General features: G+C 74.3%; 6 protein-coding genes. All 6 read left to right on the top strand.

The window, feature by feature from the left end; all coding sequences use genetic code 11:
• The first annotated feature begins 20 nt into the window (after positions 1-20).
• Genes HA039_RS30490 through HA039_RS30465 form a run of 6 tightly spaced genes read left to right on the top strand, consistent with a single transcriptional unit; the run spans position 21 to position 14,178 of the window.
• Positions 21-3,824 (top strand): hypothetical protein, encoded by a 3,804-nt coding sequence (locus HA039_RS30490; RefSeq protein ID WP_167034771.1) that lies wholly within the window; start codon positions 21-23, stop codon positions 3,822-3,824.
• A gap of 8 nt (positions 3,825-3,832) precedes the next feature.
• Entirely contained in the window at positions 3,833-4,036 is a 204-nt protein-coding gene (locus tag HA039_RS30485; protein WP_167034769.1) for a hypothetical protein, read from the top strand.
• Positions 4,033-6,366 (top strand): LamG domain-containing protein, encoded by a 2,334-nt coding sequence (locus HA039_RS30480; protein ID WP_167034767.1) that lies wholly within the window; start codon positions 4,033-4,035, stop codon positions 6,364-6,366. The genes HA039_RS30485 and HA039_RS30480 overlap by 4 nt, the downstream gene beginning before the upstream one ends.
• Positions 6,366-7,988 carry a ComEC/Rec2 family competence protein gene (locus HA039_RS30475; protein WP_167034765.1) on the top strand — a complete coding sequence of 541 codons (1,623 nt, stop codon included), beginning with the start codon at positions 6,366-6,368 and terminating at the stop codon, positions 7,986-7,988. The genes HA039_RS30480 and HA039_RS30475 overlap by 1 nt, the downstream gene beginning before the upstream one ends.
• A 14-nt stretch (positions 7,989-8,002) precedes the next feature.
• The gene (locus tag HA039_RS30470; protein WP_167034763.1) at positions 8,003-12,334 is read left to right on the top strand and encodes a DUF6603 domain-containing protein; all 4,332 of its coding nucleotides are present in this window, start codon (positions 8,003-8,005) and stop codon (positions 12,332-12,334) included.
• A complete protein-coding gene (locus HA039_RS30465) occupies positions 12,331-14,178 on the top strand; it encodes a hypothetical protein (RefSeq protein WP_167034760.1) in 1,848 nt (615 codons plus the stop codon). The genes HA039_RS30470 and HA039_RS30465 overlap by 4 nt, the downstream gene beginning before the upstream one ends.
• The last annotated feature ends 25 nt before the right edge of the window (positions 14,179-14,203 follow it).

Below are 14,203 nucleotides of genomic sequence, written 5' to 3'. Positions count from 1 at the left end.
GGCCGACCTGGGGGCGCTCGATGGGTGCAGTGCTGGTGGTTCCGGTTCATCTGGACGCCCTGGTGCTGGACCGGGACCGTGATGTCACCGCGCCGGCCGTGGACTTCGCCGGCCTGCCGCACGTGCACCCGGCGGACGGACGGGACCACGGCGCGGACGTGCCGTACCTCGGTGAGGCGTTGCTGTCGGTGCCGTTCCAGGACCAGACGTTCCGGCTGCGGGCGGGCGTGCACCTGCACTGGGCGCTGCCGTCCGCGCTGACCGGTCTCGACCACCGCCGCGCCGACGAGCGTACGGGCGCCCCGCTCGCCCCCGCCGTGCCGAACCGGTGGCTGGTCACGCGCAGCCGGGGCGGTGCCGTCGAGCGTCAGTGGGTCGTGGAGAGCGACTACTGCGCGACCGGCGACACCGGCGGCGTTCCGTACCCCTACATCGAGGGCGAGGTGCCGGGCCCCGCGAGTCCGCCCTTCCGGCGGCTCGGCCGCCGCGTGCCGCTGCACGTGTGGGAGCCGTACGCGGACGGCGGCGGGGACGCTCCGTACCTGCGCCGCCTGACGGCCACCGGGTACGGGGAGCCGGCCTTCGCCACGTTCTACCCGCACTGCCACAGCGTCTTCGGCCTCCACGACCCGGAGCCGGCGGGCGGGCCCGCGGCGGACCTGCGGTACGACGTCGTCGGCTGGTACGCCGACCTCGCGCACGACGCGGCCGTCGCCGAACTGGACCGCGCGGGCAGCGAATCGGACGTCCCGTGGCCGCGGGTGCTGCGCGACGGGCTCGGCTGGGACGCTGCGGGCGACGACACGGATTCCGCTCCCGACCGCACGGTCTGCGTGGGGCGGCTCGACTTCGCCCCGGACCGTGCGGCCGGCGCGGAGGCGGACGCCGACGAGCCCGTGACCGTCTGCGTGGGCAGCACCCCCACCGAGGCGCTGGCCGCGCACCTCGGCGACGTGCTCCCGGGGGCGAGCCGGGACGGTCTGGAGAATCTGCTGGAGGCGCTCGCCTTCGCCGACGACCTGGAGTCCGCGCCGCTGGACGTCGGGGCGAAGCTCGCGGAGGCGCGGCACGCGGGCACCTTCCGCACCCTGCCCTCCGGGCAGGTGTGGACGGTACGGCCCAAGGACCGGCCGGCGGCGAGCGCGCAGGACGACCCGCCGGGGCTGGCCGGGCTGGCGCATCGCGTCGGTGACCTGCTCGACACGCTCAACGGCGCCCAGGGCGCCTACGACCGGGCCGTGCGCGACCTCACCGGAATGCGCGAGGAACTCTTCGCCGACTGGTGCCGCTACCTGCTGTGCGTGTACCCGCCCGAGAGCCGGCCGGACAGCTACCCCTCCCCCGACCTCGCCGCGTTCCACCTGCGGCGGCAGGCGGCGCGGATCCAGCGGCGGCAGGCCGCCGTGGGGACCACCCTCGCCGACGCCGTCCGGGAGGCGGAGACCGCGCTCACCGCCGCCCTCGACGACGACCTGTACGAGCCGGCCCGCGTCCCCGGGCCGAGCTACTACGAGCCGCTGGAGCCCGTCGTCCTGCTGAGCGGAGCGGCGGCCACGCCGTCCGAGCGGTACGGCCGGGGCGACTCGCTCGATCCGGCGGGCCTCCTGGACTGCGCCCTGGTACGGGCCGAGGACGCGGCGCTCGCCCTGGACGGCCCCGACGCGCTGCGTGCCCTGAGGGGCGCGGTGCTGGACGCCGTCGGCCCGAGGACGTGGGAACGGCCGCCGTGGCACCCGCTGTTCCTGCACTGGCAGGTCGAGTTCTTCCCCGTCGCCCGGGGCGGCAACGTCGCCGCGGACCCCGGTACCGGCCGCGACTACGCCGCCGACTACCTCACCGGCTCGCACACCCTCGACGGCGGCGAGGTGGAACTGGTCCCGGTGCCGGGCCGCGCCGCGTTCGTCAACGCCGCCAACGTCTACACAGGCAGCACCGTGCTGTCGCCCGCGGCCCGCCCGGTGCTGTCCGCGCGGATCCTGCGGTACCTGGAGAAGCCGCTGCTCCTCGCCCGCAACGACGGCGCCGAGGAGGCCGCCCGGGTCACCCCCGAGCAGTACCGCGACGACCCCGCTCCCGTCCTGGACTGGTACCGCGAGAACGGCGACGACGCCCGCCTGCGCACCCTGGTCGACGCACAGCGCCACCTGGCCGTGCACGAGCGGGCCAACCTCGCGCAGTCCCTCGGCGGGTTCAACGACGCGCTGCTCATGCGCAGGCTCATCCGCCAGCTTCCCGTCGCCGACCCGCTCGGCTTCCCCGGGGGCCAGGAGCTGGCCCGGCTGGTCGACGCCGTCGTGGGCGACGCGACCCGGCTGTCCCCGCAGCCGCTGAGCGGGTTCAACCCCGTCCGGGCGGGCGCGCTCAAGCTCCTGCGGCTCCGCATCGTCGACACGTTCGGCCAGGTCCGCGACATCGCCCTGGACGAGGACCGGGTACGTACGACCACGCGACTGCGGGTGCCGGACCACCCCGACTGGGTCGCCCTGCCGCCCCGCCTGACGCAGCCCGCCCGGCTGTCGCTGCGGTGGCTCGACGCCGGCGGCGACGCGGACGACGTGCTGCGCGAGACCAACGCGGTGCCGTCCACCTCCCCGGTCTGCGGCTGGATACTGCCCAACCGCCTGGACGGCGGCCTCGCCGTGCACGCCGCCGACGGCCGGGGGCTGGGCACCCTGCTGGCCCTGCCGGACCTCGCCGACGCCGATCGTGCGCAGTGGCACCCGGCGCCGGGGCGCCCCGCCACGGCCGTGGACGAGATCCCCAACCTCCGCCTGCGCACCGTCGTCCGGCACCTGCGCGACCTGGGCGCCGACGGCGTCCGCGACCTCCTGGGCACCCTCGACGACGCGCTCGCCTCGATCGAACCGGAGGACTACGCCCTGCACCGGTCCCGGGCGTTGCTGGTCAGCCGCCCCGTGGCCGTCGTACGGGCGGCGGTGGGGCTGGAGCTGATGGGGCTGCCGGCCGCGCACCAGGACTGGAACGTCTTCCGTCAGGACCTGCGGCGCGGCGCGCACGAGACCGACGGGTTCACCCGGACCCGGTTCCCGGTCCGGGTGGGCGACCACGGCAGGCTCGGCGACGCGGTGGCCGCCTACTGGTGCGAGCCGGCGCCGGGCAAGCTGCCCGCGGGGCCGCCGCTCTCACCGCTGACCGCGCCCCCGCTCGAACGGACCGTCGACGCGCCGCCGCAGTGCCTGACCCTGCTGGTGGACCCGCGCGGCGCGGTGCACGCCTGCTGCGGGGCGCTGCCGGCGAAGTCGATCAGCCTGCCGGAGGCGCACTACCGCGCGGCGCTGGAGCGGATGGAGACGTGGTCCCTCAACGCGCCCGTGCTGACGGACGCGGAGTCGGTCGGGCTGCCCCTGCCGCAGGAGCCGGGGTTCCTGTGGTCGTGGACCGAGGCCACACCCACCGGCTGGACCGAGACCTCCACGACGCCGACCGTACGGCGTGCCGACGTGCTGGCGGCGGTGGCCGGCGTACCCGGGACCGGGGACGTGTGGGCCGCGCTGGTACGGCTGGGCTGGATCACCCCGCTCGACAGCGACACCGCCACCGTCGCTCCGGCCGAGACGCGGGCCGAGCCGGGGACGGCGGACCTGCCGCAGGACGCCGTCGCGCCGCTGACCGCGCTGCTGGACCGGCCCGGGGTGGCCGAGGCCCTGCCGGAGGCGCGTTTCCCCGACCGGCCGACCGCCCGCGAGGGCTGGCTGACGCTGCGTCCGCTGCCCCCGTCGACGGTCCCCTCGACGGCCTCTTCGACGGCCCCTTCGACAACTACGTCCACGACCGCCGGCCCGCCCGCCGCACCGTCACAGTAAGGACCAGGATGACGCAGCCCGACACCGTCTCCCCACCCTCCCCCTCGCTCACCCTGGAGCTCACCCTCGACGAGGCCAACCTCGTACTGGAGGCGCTCGGTCAGCTCCCGTACGCGCGGGTGTACCGGTTCATCGACCGCATCCAGGAGGAGGCGCGGACCCAACTCGCACCCGCCGGAGCGGGTCACGACACCCGAGGGAGCCTCGCATGACGACGGCGGGGCCGCTGCTGCACTGGCACCTGGACGAGTTGGTCGAGAACGCCGGTGTCCCCGACTCCTCCGGCAACCGCCTGAACGGGGCGGCGGAGGGCGATCCGAAGAACGTGCCCGACGAGCTGTTCGGCAGCTGCCTGACCCTGGACGGCGACGCGGACGCCGTGGTCCTGCCCGCCGCCGCCGGGCCGCTGCCCGGCGTCCACACACTGGAGCTGTGGGTCGACGCCGACCCCCCGGCCAACGACGGCAGGACCCTGGCCGTCCTCCCGTTCGCCGGCCCGGCGCTCGTCCTGAGGGCCGACGGCAGCCTGAGGCACGTGCTCCCCGACGGCACCGAGGCGAGCGCCGCTCCGGCGGGCACGGTCCTGCCGGGCCGGTGGCAGCACATCGCGGTCACCGCGGGCGACGACGAGCTGACGGTCCACGTCGGCGGCGAGCCCGTCACGCGCATACCCCGCCCGGACAAGCCGGTCCCCGGCGAGGACACCCCCGCGCTGATCGTGGGCCGCGGACTGTCCGGCACCGGCCACCTGGCCGGCCGAGTCGCGCACGTACGCGTGTACGGCGGTGTGCTGACGCCGGAGGAGATCCGGCTGGACATGGCGGAGGACGAGGCCGAGCTGTCGGCGTTCGTACGCACGTACCCCATCGGGTTCGAACTGCTCAACGAGGACGAGCACCCCGTCCTGTTCATCGACGACGCCCCCGGCGACCACCCGATGACGGTACGGCTGACCAACGCCTCGCGCGACGAGGTCGTACCGACACCGTCGGGCGGCGAGGCGGGCCCGGACAACCACCACTTCGCCCTGCGGTTCAGGGCGGGCGTCCTGTCCGGCGGATCCGTGCCCCGCACCGAGACCGCCGGCTGGTCCATGAGCGCCGGCACCGACACGATCTACCTCCTCCTCACCGGCGAGCAGCCGCCCTCGATCCGCCCCGGCGGCTCGCTCACCGTCACGCTCCTCGGCCTCAACGGCGACGGGGGCGGCGGCACCCGCGGCACCCGCGTCGAGCTGGCGTACCGACGCCTCGCCTACCTGGGCGACCCGCAGGAACTCACCGGCACCCGGCTCCAGGCCCTGGAGCTGGTCAACCACCGCGGGCGCAAGGAACTGCCCCTGCACGTCGACTTCGTGGACGGCGACAGCGTCCTCAGCGACGGCGCCACCGCCAACACGCTGCGGCTGCGCATCGCCAACACCTCCCGCGACGTCCCCGTCCGTCTCCGCGGCCTGGACGAAGCCACCCCAGCGGCGGACGGCGACGGTACGGGAACGGACGCCACCACGATCGTCGTCTCCTTCGAGGTGCAGGAGGCGAACGAGGTCCGGGAGTGGGCCCTGGTCACCGGAGCCGCCAAGGACGGCGCCGCGCTGGGGCTCCCGGTGCCCTCCAGCACGTGGGAGGCGCCCGCACGCTCCTTCCCCGGCGAGCGCGTGCAGTGGCGGCTGCGCCCGGTGACCTCCACCCAACTGGAGCCGGGTGGCCGCCTCGACCTGTTGCTGACCGGGGTGATCGCACCGCCGTCGCTGGGCGTGGCCAACGTCTACGTCGACCTGGTCAACCTGCCCGACTACGTCGACGGGTCGTTCACCGCCACGGTGCGCAAGGCCCCTCTGCTGTTCTCGCAGACCTCCGTCGGCATCGGCACCCGCGATCCCAAGGCCCGGCTGCACATCCTCGACCCGGGCAACATCAGCAACAACGCGGGCGCGGGCACCCTTGTCCTCGGCCCGATCACGGGAACCAATCTGCGTCTCGGCTACCACGGCGACTACACGTGGATCCAGGGCCACGGCCAGCGCCCGCTGGCACTGAACCCGCTCGGCAACCACGTCGGCATCGGCACCACCACCCCGTCCTCCCGGCTGACCGTCCTGTCCGGTGACGCGGTGCAGATCGATGTCCGCCAGGGCGCCACCGGTCCGGCCAACGGCGCCCCGACCATCCTCTTCACCCGCGAGGGCGGGTGGCGGCACCGCATCGAGGCCCGCGCCGACGGCTTCCACCTCAAGACCGGCGAACCCGGGCTCGACACGCTCTCCGGGCTGTCGGCCGCCAGGGTCACCGCGGCCGAGGTGGTCACCCCGGCCCTCACCATCGGTGGTGTCACCATCGGCGAGGCGGAACTCCGCATCCTGAAGAGACTGGCCGCGGGCACCCTGACGCTCAAGGTGTTCAACCCCGACCGCAACGAGTACCTGTTCTCCTCCGACATCAACGACGGCGCGGGCCGCCGCTCGGTCTACACCTCCGCGCTCAGTCCCACCGACCCGACGATCCCGCACTTCCGTGTGTGGCAGCTGCGGGAGGTCACCTGATGGCCTGGCAGCTCGACATACACGTCCTGGACGTGGGCCAGGGACAGAGCGTCCTGGTCGTGGCCTCCGACGCGGCCGCGGGCGCCGGCGCCACACGAACGCTGCTGATCGACGGCGGCCACCAGCAGTCCGCGCCCGACATCCGGCGCGGCATCGCGGCGGCGGGGGTCGACCGCGTCGACGTCATGATCTCCACCAACTACGACGTGGACCACCTGGGCGGCCTCATCGGCCTCCTGCGCGCCGACAACGCCTGGCAGCTCGCGGACTACGTCGCCGCGGCGGCCGTGGCGGCGGCTGTGCCGCACGCCGCCAGTACGAGTGATTTCCACGTCGCCGCCGCGGCGGCGGCCATAGCGCTCCTGCGCGGCGTCCCGGCAACCGATGTGCCGAGGATCAACTCGATCGTCAATCTCATGCTCCTCTCCGTCCCCCCGATGGCCAACGACGTGGTGCGGGCGGGCTTCGCCATGAACGAGACCGAGGACGCCATCAACGGATGGATCAGCACGGGTATGCCCCTGGGGGCGACCCTGGCCCGCACCGTCCAACAACGGCTCAACTACGCGCACGCCGTGGCGGTCACCGCCGGTCAGTGGCTGGCGCTGCCCCAGGCCGGGATCACGGCGAAGGCCGCGGAGGCGTTGACCTGGATGCTGTGCGCAACGGCACAGATACCGATGGTGAGCACCGAGGGGCTCTTCCGGAACACCCGGGTCATCGACATCGGCAACCTCCCGGCCGCGTCTCCCTGGTGGCCCCTGGCCCTGGCCGGCGCCGTCGAGACGGTCGCCGGCACGAGGGTGACAGCGCCCGGGTTCGTCGCCCGGCCGTACGGCTTCCCGGCCCTGGGCACCGAGTTGCTCTGGGCCGGCGGGGCGCCCGCCAACGCGGCGACGGCGCCGGTCGCCGTGATGGTCTCCGGCCGGAGACGCGCCTGGCAAGGTCCCAACCCCTCGGCGGCGGTCAACGCCGACACCCCGAGCAACAACGCCAGCATCGGCGTCGTGGTGCGCTTCAACAACTTCGCGTTCATGACGTGCGGCGACCTCCCCCACGACGGCGAGGACGCGCTCGGCGCGGCACTGACGACCCATCCGCTGCCGACCGCCGCCGGCGGGGGCGCCACGGCCCCGGCGCCGACCAGGATCGCCGCCTACACCTGCGGCCACCACGGGGCCAGCACGGCGACCAGCAACCCGTTGGTGCCGCAGGCGTTCCTCAACTCCGCCACCCCGGTGACACCGATCATCTCGTGCGGCGCCAACCTGTACCCCCACCCGCACGGCCAGACCACCGCCCGTCTCCAGGCCGCCGTCTCGGTCGCCGCCTTCTACCTCACCAACTGCCGCCACGCCCGCCTCGAGGTGCCCTACTCCCCGGGCCCGGGGGTGCCCGCCGTGCCGCAGCAGGGACACCCGCAGAAGGGCAGGATCGCCGGGGACAACGGGGGTCCCGGCGGGCACGCGGGCGACATCAGCCTCCAGGTGACCCAGGCGGCCAGCCAGGCCGCCGCCGGGGCGGGCCAGTACTCCGTCTCGTACTGGGACCAGGCGCTGGCCGCCCCCGTCCCCGGCGGCGCACCCGCACCGGGCGCCGTCACCAATATCGTGAACTTCTAGCCGGAGGCCCGACCGTGACCGACCTGGCCGCACTGCGCGACACCCTCACCGGCCGCGGCGCGGCCCTGGAACTGACCGGCTCCGACACGGCGCTGCCCCAGCCCCTGCGCGACCTGGTGAGCGGCCTGCCGGGCGGGCTCGTACGCCTGACCGCCGCCCCCGGCGGCCCGGTCCTGGCCGACGGCGTGCTGACCCTGACCGGAACGACCGACGACACCTGGCCGGTGACCGGCCTCACCGGGGTCACCGTCCACCCCGCCACGGTCGTCGTGACGGTGACCGCCGCCCCCGTCGTCACCGTGACGGCCACCGGCACGATGAACCTGGCGGGCACGGCCGTGAACGTGGTCGTGGCCGCGATCACCGAGCAGGGCTTCCCGGGCTGGCACGTCACCCCCGGCGCGGCGGTGGCCGGCGTACGGGCCGCGGACCTGCTCGCGATCGGCCTCGGCGGGTCCCTGTCCGTCCTGCCCGTGCCCGCCGGGCTCGACGCGCTGGGCGGCGCGGCCACCCTGGCGCCCGACAGGTTCGGCCTGTCGTTCTTCCCCGGCACCGTCCTCGCTCCCCGTTACGCCTTCGTCCTGGGCGTACCCGCCGCACAGTGGGCCCCCGTGCCGTCCGTCCTCGAACTCGACGGGCTCGACATCGCGGCGTCCATGGTGGCCGGTTCGTTCTCGGTGACCCTGATCGGGCACCTGGAGATCGGCGGCACCCCGGTGGACCTCCGCGTCGGCATCGTCCCGGGCCGGGTGTGGACCGCCGAGGTCGCGCCCGGCGACGGCGGGACCTTCCCGGGGATCACGGACCTGATCGCGTGGATCGGCGGGACGTCCGGCGGAGGCGGCCTGGGCGGCCTCGGGTTCGACGCCGACGGCATCGACGCCGCCATCGAGGCGGTGCGCGTCACCTTCGACCCGAACGCCCTGACCCTCGACTCGGTCGAGGTCGTCACCGAACTGACGCTGGGGGCACTCCGCTTCGACGTCGCCGTCCGCCTGCCCGACCTGACCGTACGCGGCTTCCTGCACCCGGGCGACCCTCTGCCGATCACGGCGGTGCTGGAGTCGTTCGACCTGCCCTCGGACGGCATCCCGGCGGACCTCGCCGTCACCGAGGCGTCGTTCTCCGCCCAGCCGTCCGTGAGCGCCTACGCGGCGGCCCTGGGCCTGAGCGGTGTGTGGAGCGCCGGGCCCCTGGCCATCCGGTCGCTCGGCGCCTCCGTCGCGTACTCGGCGACGCAAGGGCTGACCGGCCGGCTGTCCGGTGTCATCGGTATCGGCACGTCCGCCGAGCTGTACGTCTCGGCCTCGTACGAAGGGCCGTCCGACGGCTGGGTCTTCACCGGGGGGACCCTGCCGGGCCCGGTCCTCTCCATCGGCGACCTCCTGGACGACCTGGCCACCTCCTTCGGCATCGGTGACGTACCGCAGCTGCTGCGCGACCTGACCCTGACCGACGTGTCCGTCGAGTATCGCGGCGGTACCGGGGCCTTCGCCCTCGGCTGCACGGGCACCCTCGACCTCGCCGGCACGCCCGTGTCACTGACCGTCGACATCGACCTCCGGCGCGCCACGGGCGGGACCGCCGGGTACTCCGCCACCTTCGGTGGATCGCTCACCGTCGGGACGCGGACGTTCCGGATCGCCTTCGACCGGAGCGCCGAGGAGAGCCGTACCTTCGTCGCCGCCTTCGTTCCCGGGGCCGACCCCGTCACCCTGACACTGCGCGACCTGGTCGGTTTCCTGTCGGCCGGGGCCGCCGAGTCCGTGCCCGAGGGCCTGTCCGTCGGGCTGGAGTCCGCGCTGATCGCCTACGTACGGCCGGCCGGTGCCGCGCAGGGGCGGTTCGCCGTCGCGCTCGGGGCCGCCGTCGGCGCGGACCTCGCCTCGCTGCCGCTGATCGGCGAGAAGCTGCCCGCCGGGGCGACGCTGAGTGTGCGGCGGCTGCGATTCGTGTACGGTTCCGGCGCCCTGACCGCCGCCGACGTGGCCGTCGTCAACGGGCTGCTGCCCGCCGCCGTACCACCGCTCGCCCCCACGACGGGCGGCGCGCAGGCGACCGTGGACCTGCGGATCGGCGACACGGACACCCGGTTGGAGATCGGCGCCGCACCGCCACCGGCACTGCCGCCGGCCCCCGCCGCGGCCCTGACGACCACCGCCGCCGCGGCCCCCGCCGCCGTCCCCGCCGACGACGTCACCTGGTACCCGGTCCAGAAGCAGCTCGGCCCGGTCACGTTCGAGCGCGTCGGCTTCACCCTGCTGCGTCCGCCCGACGCCGACGCCGTCCTCGCGTTCCTCCTCGACGCGTCACTGGCCGTCGGCGGGCTCAGCCTGTCCCTCGACGGGCTGTCGGTGGGCATCGCCCCCGGAGACCTCGCCTCCGGCCCGCGTTTCTCACTGCGCGGCCTCGGAGTGGCGTACCGCTCGGGCACGGTGGAGATCGGGGGCGCGTTCCTCAAGGACACCGTCGAGTACGAGGGGCGTACGTACGACTCCTACAACGGCGCGGCGGTACTGCGGTCCGGGCAGTTGCAGCTGTCGGCGCTGGGCTCGTACATGCAACTCCCACAGGGTCCCTCGCTGTTCGTGTACGCGGCGCTGAACTACCCCATCGGCGGGCCCCCGGTCTTCTTCGTCCGGGGGCTGGCCGCCGGGTTCGGCTACAACCGCCGGCTGGTGCCGCCGCCCATCGACAAGATCGCCACCTTCCCGCTGGTCACCGAGGTCATGTCACCTCCCAGCGGCGCCAGTTCGGTGGACGTGGGCGCCAAGCTGCGGGCGCTGCGCGACTACCTGCCGCCGTCGGCCGGCGACTTCTTCCTCGCGGTGGGAGTGCGGTTCACCTCGTTCCAGATGATCGACAGCTTCCTGCTGCTCGTCGTCGGGTTCGGCCGGCGTGTCGAGGTGAACCTGCTCGGCCTGTCCACCGTGCAGCTCCCGGCCCCGGAGACCTCGGCGCCGGGTGTGGCGCCGATCGCCCGCGTACAACTCGCGCTCCAGGCCACGCTGGTGCCCGAGGACGGGTTCTTCGGCATCCGCGGGCAGCTCACCGAGGACTCGTACCTGCTGTCCCGGGACTGCCGGCTGACCGGGGGCTTCGCGTTCCGGACGTGGTTCGGCGACACGCACACCGGCGACTTCGTCGTCACGGTCGGCGGCTACCACCCCCGGTACGCGGTACCGGCGCACTATCCCGCCGTGCCACGGCTGGGCTTCTCCTGGCAGGTGTCCCCGGAGTTGGCGATGAAGGGCGGGGCGTACTTCGCGCTGACGCCGTCCGCACTGATGGCGGGCGGCAGCTTCGCCGCGACCTACCAGGACGGCAGCACGAAGGCGTGGTTCAGCGCCTCGATGGACTTCCTGATCGGCTGGAAGCCCTACCACTACGAGGCGTCGTTCCGGATCTCCGTCGGGGCGTCCTACACCTTCTGGGCCTTCGGCACCCAGACCGTACGGGTGCAGGTGGACGCCGGGGTCGACCTGTGGGGGCCGGAGTTCGGCGGCCTGGCGACGGTGGACGTCGGCCCGTTCTCCTTCGACGTCTCCCTCGGCTCGGACGCGGCGCGGACCTCGCCGGACGCCCTCTCGTGGACCGCGTTCCGTACCTCGCTCCTGCCGGCGCCGAAGGACGTCGTCACCGTCGTCCTGGCGGGCGGCGCCTCCCCCGGCCCGGAGCCGGGCGAGAACGATCTCGGATTCGTCAACGCCCTCGAACTGGTCCTGGTGACCGACTGCGTCGTACCGAGCCGGGACTCCGAGCGGGGCGGGAACGTCCCGCTGCCCGCCGGGACCGGCCCCACGGCGTTCGGCATCGCGCCGCTCGGCCTGTCGAAGCAGGCCAACGTCGCCTCCACCCACCGTATCGAGATCACCGGGTCCGACGGCGCCGACGCCGGGGACCGCTTCACCTACGCGCCCGTGCGCAAGAACCTGCCCTCGGCGTTGTGGGGCGGCAGCCTCAAGCCGTCCCTGGGCGCCGCCGCGACGGTGGACGGGCTGCTCACCGGGTTCACCGTACGGCCGCTGCCGCCCACGGAGCCGGCGGGCCCCGCGCCCTCACTGACCCGGGCCGCGCTCCAGGAGGGCACCGAGCTGGTCCCCCCGGCGGACGACGCCTTCCGGTGGCTGCCCCCGGCGCCGTTCGCCGAGACCGGCGGCCCGGACGGCCCGGGGCTGATCGAGGCGGACATCACCGCACCGGGCACGGCGGACGCCCGGTACGCGATCGCGGCGGCGCTGCTCGGTGAAGGCGTGCCCATCGACCTGACCGGCTTCCGCGGCGGGGACTTCCGGGCGGCCCCACGGGTCGCGGCGACAACCCAGAGCGAGGGAACGCGAGCATGACGACGACCACGGAGCCGCAACGCGTCGCGTTCGTGGACCACTTGGTGCCGACCCTGCCGGGCGACGAGTACACGGTCACCGTGACACAGACGGTGCTGCCGCCGGACGAGCCCGTGCAACAGTTCACCGCCGTGCGCCGGTTCACCGTCGCCGCCGACCCGCACACCCTCGCACCGGAGCTGGTACGCGCGGTGTTCCCGCCGGAGGGGAGCCTGGGCGACCACAGCACCGCGCTGCCGCACATCGCGCTGTCCCGGCCGACGCTCCCCTGGGAGCACAGTGCGACCGACCCGCCGCCAGGAGAGGGTGTCACCCCGGTGCCCTGGCTGGCGCTGCTGCTGTTCGCGAGCGACGAGCAGCCCGCCCCGCAGGTCGTCACCGTGACGGACAACGGCAACGAGGAGCGGGCGACCGTCATCGACGTGCCCCGGGCACTGCTGGAGAGGCTGCTGCCCAGCGCCGCCGAACTGCCGCTGCTCGCCCACGTGCGGCGCGGCGGGGACGCCGACACCGCCTTCGTGATCGGCAACCGGCTGCCCCCGGCGGGCAGCACCAGCACGGTCCACCTGGTGTCCCTGGCCGGGCGCTACCGGACGGCGGCCGGAGACAGCGAGCCGGCGTTCGACTTCGGGTCCGGCGGGCCCGACGCGCCGGTACGCCTGGTGTCGCTGGCCAGCTGGCGGTTCGCCTGCGTCGACGCCGACCGGTCCTTCGCTCCGCTGGTCCGGCGGCTCTCCCGGGGCTGGAGCCCGTTCCGGCTCCCCGAGGCGGCCACGGACTCCGCCGCCGACACCCTCGCGGAGACCTTCCTGGCCCGCGGGTACGTCCCCGTGCGGCACACCCTGCGCGGCGGCGGGCGGACCGTGGCCTGGTACCGGGGCCCGTTCGCGTCCGGGCCGGTCGCGGCGGACGAGACTCCCGCCCTGTGGTCGGCGCCCGTGCGGACGGCCGACCGACTGCTGCGCTACCACCCCGGCCTGGGCATGTTCGACGTCAGCCTGGCCTCGGCATGGCAGCTCGGCCGGCTGCTCGCGCTCCAGAGCAAGGACTTCTCGACCACGCTGTACGAGTGGAAACGCCGACGCGACCAGGCGCACAAGCGGGCGGGAACGCTGTCCGCGGCCGGGGCGGACCACCCGCTGGAGATCGCGGGCATCGACGACGCGCTGCCGAGCGGCGCCGCCGACTGGCTCACGGGGCTCGCGGAACTGCGCGGGGTCCCCTTCTCCTACCTGGTGCCGGACGAACGGCTGTTGCCGGTGGAGACGATCCGGTTCCTCGGCGTGGACCAGCAGTGGGTGCGCTGCCTGGTGGACGGCGCGTACAGCCTCGGCCGCGTCGGCACCGTGGACGCGGAGCTGGACGCCTCGCACGCACTGCCGCGGGCCCTGCCGACGGTCACCGGCGCGCTGATCCGCTCGGACGTCGTCTCCGGGTACCCGGACCTGGAGATCGCCGGCTTCGCCGAGTCGTTCGGCGGGGAGCCGCTCCCGGTGCTGCGCCGGGAAACGCTGTCCCGCAACATCCTGCTCTGCCTGTTCACCGGCACCGTACGGCGGCTGGAGGTGCGCCGGCGTGCGGAATCGCTGCACTTCGGGCTGGAGCCCGGCGGCGGTGAGGGAACTGTCACCAAGAACTTGCGTCCCCCGGGTGACGGCGACGGGCCCGAGTTGTTCGTGCCGGACCTCACGGTCGGCGAGGGGCGGGTCGTCGACGTGCGCGGGCTGGCGGACGTGATGGCCACGACCCTCGGCGTCGACGCGGACGCGTTCGGCTCCGGCGCGTTCGCCCGGCAGATGATCGAGACGGCCGACCGTGTCACGTTCCGGCACGCCGACGTCTGAGGATGCCGGCTGCGAACGAGGGCAC

The organism is Streptomyces liangshanensis, assembly GCF_011694815.1.
GTDB classification, from domain to species: domain Bacteria; phylum Actinomycetota; class Actinomycetes; order Streptomycetales; family Streptomycetaceae; genus Streptomyces; species Streptomyces liangshanensis.
This window is presented reverse-complemented; position numbering and strand designations above follow the sequence as displayed.

Bases quoted from the DNA above. Each gene is read 5' to 3' on its own strand.
- HA039_RS30485 (WP_167034769.1), top strand. From the start codon at position 3,833: ATGACGCAGCCCGACACCGTCTCCCCACCCTCCCCCTCGCTCACCCTG.
- HA039_RS30475 (WP_167034765.1), top strand. From the start codon at position 6,366: ATGGCCTGGCAGCTCGACATACACGTCCTGGACGTGGGCCAGGGACAG.
- HA039_RS30465 (WP_167034760.1), top strand. From the start codon at position 12,331: ATGACGACGACCACGGAGCCGCAACGCGTCGCGTTCGTGGACCACTTG.
- HA039_RS30480 (WP_167034767.1), top strand. From the start codon at position 4,033: ATGACGACGGCGGGGCCGCTGCTGCACTGGCACCTGGACGAGTTGGTC.
- HA039_RS30490 (WP_167034771.1), top strand. From the start codon at position 21: ATGGGTGCAGTGCTGGTGGTTCCGGTTCATCTGGACGCCCTGGTGCTG.